This is a genomic window from Nitrososphaerota archaeon (assembly GCA_011605775.1).
GTDB lineage: Archaea > Thermoproteota > Nitrososphaeria > Nitrososphaerales > JAAOZN01 > JAAOZN01.
Window position 1 is genome coordinate 1 of the sequence record JAAOZN010000048.1, and the last position, 9,677, is coordinate 9,677.

Annotated in this window: 13 protein-coding genes; 10 read left to right on the forward strand and 3 right to left on the reverse strand. The window is 48.1% G+C overall.

The features are described 5' to 3' along the window. Positions 1-282: 30S ribosomal protein S12 (locus HA494_04595; GenBank protein ID NHV97050.1), on the reverse strand; the 282-nt coding region annotated here is incomplete at its 3' end. A 151-nt stretch (positions 283-433) separates the two neighbouring features. Here HA494_04595 and HA494_04600 point away from each other — a divergent pair. Further along, positions 434-793 carry a thioredoxin family protein gene (locus tag HA494_04600; protein ID NHV97051.1) on the forward strand — a complete coding sequence of 120 codons (360 nt, stop codon included), beginning with the start codon at positions 434-436 and terminating at the stop codon, positions 791-793. On the opposite strand, the gene HA494_04605 is transcribed toward HA494_04600, so the two are convergent. Further along, a complete protein-coding gene (locus HA494_04605; protein ID NHV97052.1) occupies positions 734-2,146 on the reverse strand; it encodes a dihydroorotase family protein in 1,413 nt (470 codons plus the stop codon). The two genes, HA494_04600 and HA494_04605, sit on opposite strands and share 60 nt — an antisense overlap. 171 nt (positions 2,147-2,317) lie before the next feature. On the opposite strand from HA494_04605, the gene HA494_04610 reads away from it, so the two are divergent. From HA494_04610 to HA494_04635, 6 genes are read left to right on the forward strand one after another with little or no spacing between them, the layout of a single operon-like run. After that, entirely contained in the window at positions 2,318-2,995 is a 678-nt protein-coding gene (locus HA494_04610) for a formylmethanofuran dehydrogenase (protein NHV97053.1), read from the forward strand. 42 nt (positions 2,996-3,037) lie between these two features. Beyond that, on the forward strand, positions 3,038-4,156 hold the full coding sequence (locus HA494_04615; protein ID NHV97054.1) for an ABC transporter substrate-binding protein: 1,119 nt from the start codon (positions 3,038-3,040) through the stop codon (positions 4,154-4,156). After that, a complete protein-coding gene (locus HA494_04620) occupies positions 4,123-5,202 on the forward strand; it encodes an iron ABC transporter permease (GenBank protein NHV97055.1) in 1,080 nt (359 codons plus the stop codon). The genes HA494_04615 and HA494_04620 overlap by 34 nt, the downstream gene beginning before the upstream one ends. Further along, positions 5,186-5,950: an ABC transporter ATP-binding protein gene (locus HA494_04625; protein ID NHV97056.1), complete on the forward strand. Its 765-nt coding sequence runs from the start codon at positions 5,186-5,188 to the stop codon at positions 5,948-5,950. The genes HA494_04620 and HA494_04625 overlap by 17 nt, the downstream gene beginning before the upstream one ends. A gap of 53 nt (positions 5,951-6,003) precedes the next feature. Further along, the gene (locus HA494_04630; GenBank protein ID NHV97057.1) at positions 6,004-6,360 is read left to right on the forward strand and encodes a DNA polymerase subunit beta; all 357 of its coding nucleotides are present in this window, start codon (positions 6,004-6,006) and stop codon (positions 6,358-6,360) included. Continuing rightward, complete coding sequence (locus HA494_04635; GenBank protein ID NHV97058.1) at positions 6,344-6,994, forward strand: class II aldolase/adducin family protein; 651 nt, start codon at positions 6,344-6,346, stop codon at positions 6,992-6,994. Before HA494_04630 ends, HA494_04635 begins: the two co-directional genes overlap by 17 nt. Before the next feature lie 33 nt (positions 6,995-7,027). On the opposite strand, the gene HA494_04640 is transcribed toward HA494_04635, so the two are convergent. After that, positions 7,028-7,789, reverse strand: coding sequence for a hypothetical protein (locus HA494_04640; protein NHV97059.1), 762 nt, complete (start codon positions 7,787-7,789; stop codon positions 7,028-7,030). 132 nt (positions 7,790-7,921) lie between these two features. Here HA494_04640 and HA494_04645 point away from each other — a divergent pair, with 132 nt between their 5' ends. The 3 genes from HA494_04645 to HA494_04655 all read left to right on the forward strand — a co-directional run. Next, on the forward strand, positions 7,922-8,515 hold the full coding sequence (locus tag HA494_04645; protein NHV97060.1) for a hypothetical protein: 594 nt from the start codon (positions 7,922-7,924) through the stop codon (positions 8,513-8,515). Continuing rightward, the gene (locus HA494_04650; protein ID NHV97061.1) at positions 8,499-9,332 is read left to right on the forward strand and encodes a hypothetical protein; all 834 of its coding nucleotides are present in this window, start codon (positions 8,499-8,501) and stop codon (positions 9,330-9,332) included. The genes HA494_04645 and HA494_04650 overlap by 17 nt, the downstream gene beginning before the upstream one ends. Before the next feature lie 64 nt (positions 9,333-9,396). Next, positions 9,397-9,677, forward strand: a 281-nt coding sequence (locus HA494_04655) for a hypothetical protein (GenBank protein ID NHV97062.1), incomplete at its 3' end; no start/stop codon positions are given.

Consider the following 9,677-nt stretch of genomic DNA (forward strand, 5'->3'; position numbering starts at 1 on the left):
AAGCGCCCCATCCCCAGGAAGAAAGGCCGTAATCTGCTTACCGTTCTTAACGAGCTGAACCCTCACGCATTTCCTGATTGCTGAGTTTGGCTGTTTTGATTCTATGCCGACCTTCTCTAATACTATGCCTCTTGCTTGAGGCGCGCCTTCGAGTGGGTCTGCTTTTTCGTCTAGCATCAGCATTCTCCGCTTATAGTATTTGTCGGACCAGCGTAGCCTCTGCCTCTTCTCTCTTAAGATTCTTCCAGCGAATTCTCCTGTGGGCGACTTCATGTGCGTCATGGAGGCTTCTTCTACCCTCTTAATAAAAATTTGTGCCGTTTGTATTCGGCTGAACCCTCATAATTGTAGGTTATGCTGCTTTGTATATGCTCCAAAATAGGCTTTGGGTTTTAAACTTTAATAGGTAGCTGCAGCCCCTTTATGATCGATGTTGGAGAAGGTTAAAGCCGTGTTTTCGGATGAGTTGGCTCAAGGTGATAGCCCGGTAATAGCGCTCTTCTATGCTACGTACTGCCCTTTCTGCATGAGGTTTGCGCCCATCTTTGAGAAGCATAGTGTAAATCAACCCTATATCTTCGCTAAGGCAGATATTACCGACGATTCGCACCCCTACTGGGAGAGGTATAAGATCAACTATGTGCCCACAGTCATAGCCTTTAAGAGCGGCCAGATAGTGGCTAGAAGGGACTCTAAGGCTGGTGTGGGTCTTGGTGAAGGCGATCTGCTCAGCCTACTTAAGGAGGTCTCCTCCAAACTCTCTTCTCCTAATGAATCTTCCAAAGCCTCTTGAGCCCACCACTACCCCATCCTCCATAACTACAACACCCCTCACTATTGTGTGTGTGGCTCTGCCTTTAACCGCCCAGCCGTTGAACAGCACACACGCTTTAGCCTTTGTGTAGAGCCTATCCACCCTAATCTTATACTCAGCCTTCAGATCTACCACCGTTAGGCTCCCTTCGGCCCCCTCGATGACTGCTCCCCTCGCTGGGTAGAGGTTGAAGAGCTTTGCGGGGTTGGTTGACATAAGCTCGGCAAGCCTCGATAAATTTAGCAACCCCTCGTTCACCTTGGTGAGCATCAGCGGTAAGCTTACCTCAATATTAGGCGCACCGGCAGGCGCCGCCCATATGTCTTCTAAACCGGCATCCTTCTCACTCTTTTGGTGGGGTGCGTGGTCGCTGCCCACACAGTCTATTACGCCATCAACCAGAGCCCTCCAGAGGGATTCTTGATCCTCCCTTCTCCTTAGGGGTGGGTTGACTTTAGCGTAGGAGCCTAAGCGAAGCATATCCTCTTCTTTTAGAAAGAGGTAGTGTGGGCAGGTTTCTGTGAACACCTTTAATCCTCGTTTCTTGGCAGACTTAACCTCCTCAACCGCGCCCGCAGTGGTTAGATGGAGCAGATATAGTGTGGCACCGCTTTCTTCAGCTACCTCTAAACATGTTTTAACAGCCTTAACTTCAGCCTGTGATGGTCTTGATTCGCAGTGAGCTAGAGCATCTGTTCTGCCAGAAGATTTGAGGATGGAGGTTGAGTGCTCGATGATTTCAGCATCCTCTGCGTGCACCGCTAAAGGCACTTTTAACCTCGACGCCCTAGCCATAACCTCTAATAGATCTCTTCTGCTACTTGCGCATAGTCCAGCGTCTGCTGCTGTGGAGGGGAGATACATCCACGTCTTGAAAGCGACAGTCCCTTGGGCAGCTAACCCGCTCATCTCCTCAACGTTATCGGCTCCGCAGCCGGCATAGAGGCAGAAGTCCACAACAGCCTTGGATTCAGCCTCTCTAATCTTGAGCTTGAGTGCGGTTGGTGTTGATGTTGGTGGTAGGTTGTTTGGCATGTCTGCTACTAGTGTGAACCCTCCTGCTGCGGCTGCGCAACTGCCTGTGTAGAAGTCCTCTTTCTCGGTGTAGCCTGGGTCGCGGAAGTGTACGTGTGGATCAATTAAGCCGGGTAAGATTATCTGCCCTCTGCAGTTCAGTTCTTTTTCGCCTTTAGGGAGGTTCGGTTCCTTTGCAACTTTTACTATCTTCCCTTGTTCGATTGCTACACAAGCTTCAAGAAGCCCTTGTGGGGTGAGTACGTATCCATTCTTTAGGAGTAGGTCTGCTTGCAACAGCAGCTTGAACTCGCCCAAACAGCCTTAATAAACTAACCTTTACGGCTTTAGTTGCAGGTAATCGTCTAAATATGGCGGATTTTGCGAGGATGTGAAGTCCCTTTCTTCTCTAGATGTTGGAAATAGTGGAGACATTCTTATATAGTGGTTGGTATTACCCTTTTGTTAATTAGTAATACGGTGAGAAGCATGATTGAAGAGTCGCTGCTTAAAAGGGCTGAAGAGTTTCATGGTCATATCTGCCCCTTCTTAGCGCTAGGCTTAAGGGCTTCAGAATTGGCTATGCATAGGCTCGGTCTAGCGAAAGCTGGTTTAGCTGAGAGTGTTGGTGAGGATGTTCTTGCTATCGTTGAATGTAACAACTGTTTTTGTGATGGTGTGCAGATCGCTACAGGATGCACGCTTGGTAATAACAGTCTGATCTACTTGGATGTTGGGAAGAATGCTGTGACGCTTGTTAGAAGAGGTTCGTGGAGGGGTGTAAGGGTTTATGTTGACGCTGAGAAGATTAGGAGTAGATACTTTACGAAAGACGCCTTGGATCTTTTTGAGAAGGTTGTTACGAAGAGGGAGGGGAGTAGAGATGACATTGAGAGGCTGCGGGAGATATGGTCTCAGATAGGGCGCTCTATGCTCACCATCCCTGAAGAGGAGTTTAAGATTGATGCTGTTGAGGTTGCGGAGATTGAGCGGGCGCCCATCTTTGAGAGCGTTAGGTGTGCAGAGTGCGGCGAACTTGTGATGAGTACGAGGATCCAATATGTGGATGGTAGAGCTGTTTGCTTGAGCTGCTTGGGTGTTTGCGCAGCGGTCGGAGGGAGAGGCATTGTGCCGGACTTCAGAGTTCCGTTAATGCGCGGAAGGTGAAGGGCTGTGAAGAAGGGTTTAGCCAAGGTCTACGCACTAAGCCTGACAGTAATCGTGGTTGTAGCCGTGGCAGCCGCAGCCTACTTCATACTCTCCAGCAGCTCTACTACTGTGCAGCAGCAAACCACCACGCCACAAATACACTTGGTCGACATAGTTGGGCGAAATGTCACAATACCTAGAGGCGTTGATAGCATCGTAGCGATAGGGCCTGGCATGCTTAGGCTTGTATGCTACCTAAATGCGACGGACTTGCTTGTGGGTGTGGAAGACAGCGAAAGAAGCTGGGGGTCTGCCGGGAGGGACTATGCGATGGCTTATGGTGAATCGTTTAAAGCGCTGCCAGCCATAGGTCTAGGCGGACCAGGCAAGCCACCAGCGCCTGAATTAATCTTAGCAGCGAAACCTGAGCTAATAATAATGTCTAGAACATACTGCGACTTCTACGACCCAGATAGATTAGAGAAGGAGACCAACGCGACGGTAATAGTTATGGATTATGGTCCGGCTGGGTATCTTGATGTAGAGGGTTTGGCGAACGCTTTAAGAGTGCTTGGCGAGGCCTTGGGTCGCAAAGAAAGAGCGGATACTCTAATCAGCTATATTAGAAGCGTAGTCGAGGACTTGGATAAGAGGACGAGAGACTTGGATGTTAGACCAAAAGTGTATGTTGGCGCTGTATCATACAAAGGGCCTCAACCATTTACAACAGCTCAAACACCATTCCCACCACTTTCACTCTTGAACACCCCTTCTATCGCAGATAGATATGCTTCTAAGCAAGGTGTCTTCTTCTGGAGTTTTGAGGCGATTCTAAGCGAGCAGCCGGAGATAGTGTTTATAGATGAAAACAACTTGGCAACCGTCAAACAGGATTTTGATAAAGATCCTGGTAAGTATATGTATCTGAACGCTTTCAAAGAAGGGAGGGTTTACGGGACTTTACCCTACAACTATTATCATACGAATGTGGCTGTTGCCTTAGCAGACGCTTACTACATTGGTAAGATACTGTATCCAGAGAGATTCAGCGACATTAACCCTAGTGAGAAGGCTGACGAAATATTCAGAGTGTTCGTTGGAAAGGCTCTCTACCAGCAGTATGCTGAAGCCTATGGAGGGTTTATATGTCTAGCCGAAATGTTCAAACCTTCCAGTTGAATGTTAAGCATCTTATTCGGAGGAAGCAGATAATTCTGCTTTCACTTACCCTCTTTACCCTCCTTCTCATACCGCTTTCTGCTTCAGTGGGTTGGTATAAGGCTTCGCTTCCTGAGACCTTTCGCGCCGTCTTCCTACCAGATAACAGCCAACTCTCGACTGTTATTTGGGATCTAAGGCTTAGGAGGGTTCTGGCTGCGATAGTTGTAGGTATGGTTCTAGGTGGTTCCGGTGCCGCTATTCAAGCTTGCATGCGGAACCCTTTAGCTTCCCCATTCACATTCGGGCTTTCATTCGCGGCATCCTTGGGTGTGGCGGTTGCTCTTCTGGTGTTACAAGGCGGCGCTATTCAAAGATTTCAGATCTACGTTTATAACCCGTATATCGTCTCAGCCTCCGCCTTCCTCTTCGCTTTAATTCAAGTCCTCATCATCCTCCTTTTGGCGTATAAGGCTGGGTTAAGCGCAGGTGCGCTCGTCCTATCATCCATAGCCATCTCATTTGCCTATCAAGCCATTTTGTATCTGCTTCAATACCTCTATCTGAACGAGATACTCGTCGCAACCGTGGTCTTCTGGACATTCGGAGACCTAGGGAGGATAGCTTGGCCTGAGTTTAATCTCGTTGCCCTACTTTCTTTTGCGTTAGTCCTACCATACTTCATCTACCGAAGTCTAGACTACGATCTGATATTGGGCGGCGACGAGTTGGCGAAGTCTTCTGGTGTGAGGCCTGAGAGGCTTAGGCTGGAAACGACGATAGTAGCGGCGCTAGGAGCCGCTTTAGCGACATCTTTCGTTGGGGTGATAGGGTTTGTCTGCCTTGTAGCGCCGCACGCCGCTAGACTGCTTATTGGGGGTGGCCATAGATATCTGATGCCCACATCTATGATCTTGGGTGCACTTATTCTAACACTCTCCGACACGCTGGGCAGGGTGGTGATAGCACCAACCGTTATTCCTGTTGGGATTACGACCTCTTTAATAGGTGTTCCTCTACTAGTATATTTGCTAGTTAAGGGTGGGAGGTTTGGTTATAGAGGTTAGAATCAGAGACGTGAAGGTGTATTATAGGAGCATTAAAGCTCTGGATGGTGTATCGCTGACGGTAAAGCGTGGCGAAGTTCTTTCAGTCGTTGGGCCGAATGGCGCTGGTAAAAGCACGCTGCTTAAAGTGGTTAATGGTGTGTTGAAACCGAAGATGGGATCTGTGTACCTCGACCAAAGAGCTGTTTGGGAGATTAAGTCTAGAGATCTTGCTAAGATATGTGGAGCTGTCCCACAAAGGGTTCAGGTTGGTGGTATGCTAACGGTCTACGATTTCGTCATGACTGGTAGAAGACCGTACATAGGTTTCGCCCCCTCTAAACTGGATGAAGCAAAGGTGTATGATGCACTGGAGACCGTTGGAGCAATAGGGCTTGTGGGTAGAGGTTTGGAGGAGCTTAGTGGAGGGGAGCTTCAAAGGGTGTTGATCGCAAGAGCTTTGGCTGCGGAGCCTGAGGTGCTGCTGCTGGATGAGCCCACAAGCAACCTAGACCTGAAGTATCAGGTAGAGGTTCTTAGGCTCGTTAGAAGTCTTAGATCTAGAGGTTTGATTATAATTATGGCTATACACGACCTCACCTACGCCTATAGAGTATCAGATAAGATTTTAATGCTGAATAGCGGGAAAGTGTACGCTGCTGGAAAGCCCGAGGAGGTGCTGACGGCGAAGAACATTTCTGAAGTATATGGTGTCGAACCCCTGATCTTCGACGAGTATCGGCTTATCGTACCACTACTACGCGTTTAGAGGCACATAAGTATTTAGTAGTAGGTTTCTTTGGCTTAGAAAGGTGTTGAAGCTTGGAGAAGTATCTTGAGATTCTTAAGATTAGTGTGGAGATTATTGAGAAATGGAGGGAGTATGTTGTTAAGCTTGCGGCTGTGGTGAAGCGTGTTTTGCCCGATTCACGCGTTTATGTTTTTGGAAGTGTTGTTAAAGGTGAAGCTACTGCTGCAAGTGATATAGATGTTCTTATTGTTTCGAATGCTGTTCCTAAAAGCGGTCTTGAAAGGGCTGCGTTAAAGGTTAGGATAGAGGGGTCGGCGGCATTACCACCTTATCACACCTTCGAGCTTCATCTTGTTGATGAAGAAGCTGAGTGGTACTTTAGAATGGTGAAGGAGTTAAGAGAGGTGAGTGGTGCTTCAAACATATAAGGTGCTTAAGGCAAGCAATCTTGGTGTTGCAGGGTTGGTCGGCTCTTTCGATGAGGTTAGTAGAGTTTTGATAGAGGTCTGTAGAGCCATATACCAGCGTGGGCTGGTTTCTGCTAGTGGTGGTAATGTGAGTGTGAGAGTAGGCGGCGGTCTCTTCCTTATAACGCGTAGCGGTTCATCGTTTAGAGATCTTACTGAGAGGGATCTGCTGGTTCTTAACAGCGATGGTGTGGTTGTTGAGGGTGTTGGTAAGCCGTCGACCGAAACGCCTGTTCACTTGGCGCTTTATAGGGTTAGGGGTGATGTTGGCTCTATCATACACGCTCACCCCCCTTACTCTACGGGGTTTGCTGTGTTGGGTAAGCCTGTTCCTTGTGTTACGGTTCAGGCTTTGGAGCTGCTTGGTGAGGTTAAGGTGGTTGGGTTTGAGCATCCTGGTTCAGATGCGCTTACTCGAAGGTGTGTTGATGTGTTTAAGGATGTGTCTGTTAGGTGTGCGTTGCTTGAGAGGCATGGTGTGTTGGTTGTTGGGCGGGATATTTGGGATGCATATAATAACCTTGATCTTCTAGAGGAGACCGCTAAAATAGCTTATCTAGCAGCCGCGCTAAAGAAGCATAGTTTTGAAGCATAAAACGAGTAGAGTGTGGATATTTGCTTTAGGTGCCTATTTTCTGGGTTTGCATTCGAATCTGCAGCAGGGGTCTCCTCTCGCTATGCACTCTGTTTCGTTGACTTCCATCTCTAAGCCTAGTAAATGTGAGAGGTAGCCTGCTATTAGTCCTCGTGTTAGCTGGCTGTAGGGGGTTTTGGAGGTTGGTCCTATTTCGCATTCGAAGTTGTTGTAGACTGTGATGACTGCGTGGGGTGGGTTTGGAGTGAACTCCTCTATCTGCATGCTACCCCATCCTGTGCCTGTGAATATCGATGCGCCTAGTATGCGTGTTATCTTGTCGGGCTCTCTCAGCCTTAGCGCTTCAGCCCTCTTCTTATGCTCTGCCGCGGCCTCTGCGCCCATATCTACGCCCATGTAGTAGAGGAGGGCTTCGCCTCCGGATCCGAACTTCTCTCTAATTTTGTTGACTAAGATAGACCAGAGTATCTCTCGTAGTATGATTACTCTCATCCCACCAGCTGTAATTATGTGCGATGTTGTGTCTGCTATGAATCCTTCAGCCTGCTGCTCTATCAAGGTAACTTCTTTGATCGATTCGATCTTCTCGATCTCTTCAGCGATCTCTTTTAGTGGTGCGCTGCACTCTGTTAGGTCGTAGATGAGTGTGAAGACCTTCTCTCCCCTAGGGTTTAGTGTGAAGTGTAGGCTTATGAGGTAAGCATTATACTTTGAGCAGATATCTAGAGCCTTACGCATAACACCGTGCTCACGCCCGGCCACAACCCTAAACCCGCCTAGCTTGTAGCCTGGCATGAAGAAGACGCGCCCAACCTCGTAAGGGTAGAATGGCACGCTTATGAGGATGTGGATGATGTTTAAAAGGATTGCTTAAAAAGACAAATATACGCGCCTGTGGTAAGTGGTTTGTTAACAGGCTGGTAGCTGATGAGCCTTAGAGAGGAGAATTTGAATGTTGTGTTAGCTGAGCTTCTAGCAGAGAGGGGGCTTAATGCTCTGGGCGAAGTGATTTTGAAGAAGCGTGGTAGGAGGGCTGAGCCTGATGTTCTTCTGCTGCTGAATGGTGTGAGGATAGTTGTGGAGGGTAAGAAGCCGGGTATGTGGGATCAGCTGGTCAGCAAGTGTGTTGAGCGTGTGGATAATAACGTTTGTGATTTGTGTGTGATGGTTGAGTATGCTGATATTAGGGCTGAGAGGCTTACTTTAACCCAGTCGGATATCAAGCAGATCCTTCTTAAGAGCAGATTTAACATAGGCTTCGTATCCTACCTTGATAGGGCAACCCTAGGCAAGTCTCATTTTAAACCAGATAAGTATCAGAACGTCAATTTTGACGATCTTATCACATACTTGATGGCTGTATACAACCGTGTGGTGCGAGAAGATATCATCGAACCAGTCGTAAGTAAGATGGATGAGGTTTTGAGTGAGTTTGCTAGCAAGACCGCGCCTCTAGTCGATATAGAGCGTTTAAAAGAGGCTTTGGAGCTGAGAGAGAAGGAAGATGAAGACGCTGAATAAGGATGAGGCACAAAAGCTTCTATCCACCGCAGGGCTTCTACTCATCGACGCTCTCGTGGTGCACGAAGTTATAGCCGCTTCACATCCTAAGGTTCCGACACTCTCTAAGTTGCTGATGTCGCAAAATCTGAAGAAAGATTTAGAAGCAGCTTGGCAGTATGTGATTCGCAATATAGATTATGAGCCTGTCCTAGATGCTGCGTTGAGAATTCTTTCTAATATCCCAGCAAACCCCGTTTTGGATGAGCAGCTCAGATCTCTCGTTGATTTGGCGTATGATATAGCCTCCTCGAGAGTTCTGCTTAGGCACGATCTGTTCGGTAGGATCTATCACACTTTACTGCTCGGTAGGCTTGTGAAGTATTATGCGACATATTATACTTCGATACCTGCTGCTCGTCTTTTAGCTAGACTTTTGGTGAATCTGCCGTCTGGGTTGGATGTTAGGAAGGTTCCTCCAACTTATGGTGGTGAGCCTCTTAGGGTTGTGGATTTTGCTTGCGGCTCTGGGACGCTGCTTTCAGCCATCTATAAGGAGCTGGATGTAAAGCATAGGGTTGAGAGTAAGGAGGTGAGGGTAGATGATCTACACAAGTATCTTATGGAAGAGGGGATATGGGGGTTTGACGTCTTACACCACGCTGTTCATCTCGCTGCGACCGTGCTCTCTCTACACAACCCCATACCGGTAAACACATCAAAGCTCTATGCGCTACGCTTAGGTGAGGGGCGCTTTCTAGGCAGCATAAACTTCCTCTCTTCACCAAGCCTTGACCGAGAGATGGTGCTGACGGGCGAGATCAAAGGAGGGGGGTGAGGGCATCAGTTTAGCGAAAAAGGAGTCTAAGGCGATAACGCTTCCAAACTTCCATATCTGCATAATGAACCCTCCCTTCACTAGGAGTGTTGGGGGTAATCTTCTGTTCGGCTCTCTACCGAAAGAGGAGAGAGCTAGGCTGCAGAAAGCGCTCAGCCAGATACTTAAAGAGAATGATCTGACTGGCATAGGGCAAGCTGGTCTCGGAGCAGTCTTCGTCTGTTTAGCGGATAGGTATTTGGTTGAAGGCGGTAGGTTAGGGCTTGTGCTACCTAGAGCCGTTCTCTCTGGTGTTTCTTGGCAGAAGGTTAGGGATATGCTTCTTGAAAAGTATCAAGTCGAATA

What these genes read in the sequence shown, in the direction of transcription:
- HA494_04610 (NHV97053.1), top strand. Translation starts at nt 2,318, where the DNA reads ATGATTGAAGAGTCGCTGCTTAAAAGGGCTGAAGAGTTTCATGGTCAT.
- HA494_04620 (NHV97055.1), top strand. Translation starts at nt 4,123, where the DNA reads ATGTCTAGCCGAAATGTTCAAACCTTCCAGTTGAATGTTAAGCATCTT.
- HA494_04640 (NHV97059.1), bottom strand. Translation starts at nt 7,789, where the DNA reads ATGCCAGGCTACAAGCTAGGCGGGTTTAGGGTTGTGGCCGGGCGTGAG.
- HA494_04645 (NHV97060.1), top strand. Translation starts at nt 7,922, where the DNA reads ATGAGCCTTAGAGAGGAGAATTTGAATGTTGTGTTAGCTGAGCTTCTA.
- HA494_04650 (NHV97061.1), top strand. Translation starts at nt 8,499, where the DNA reads ATGAAGACGCTGAATAAGGATGAGGCACAAAAGCTTCTATCCACCGCA.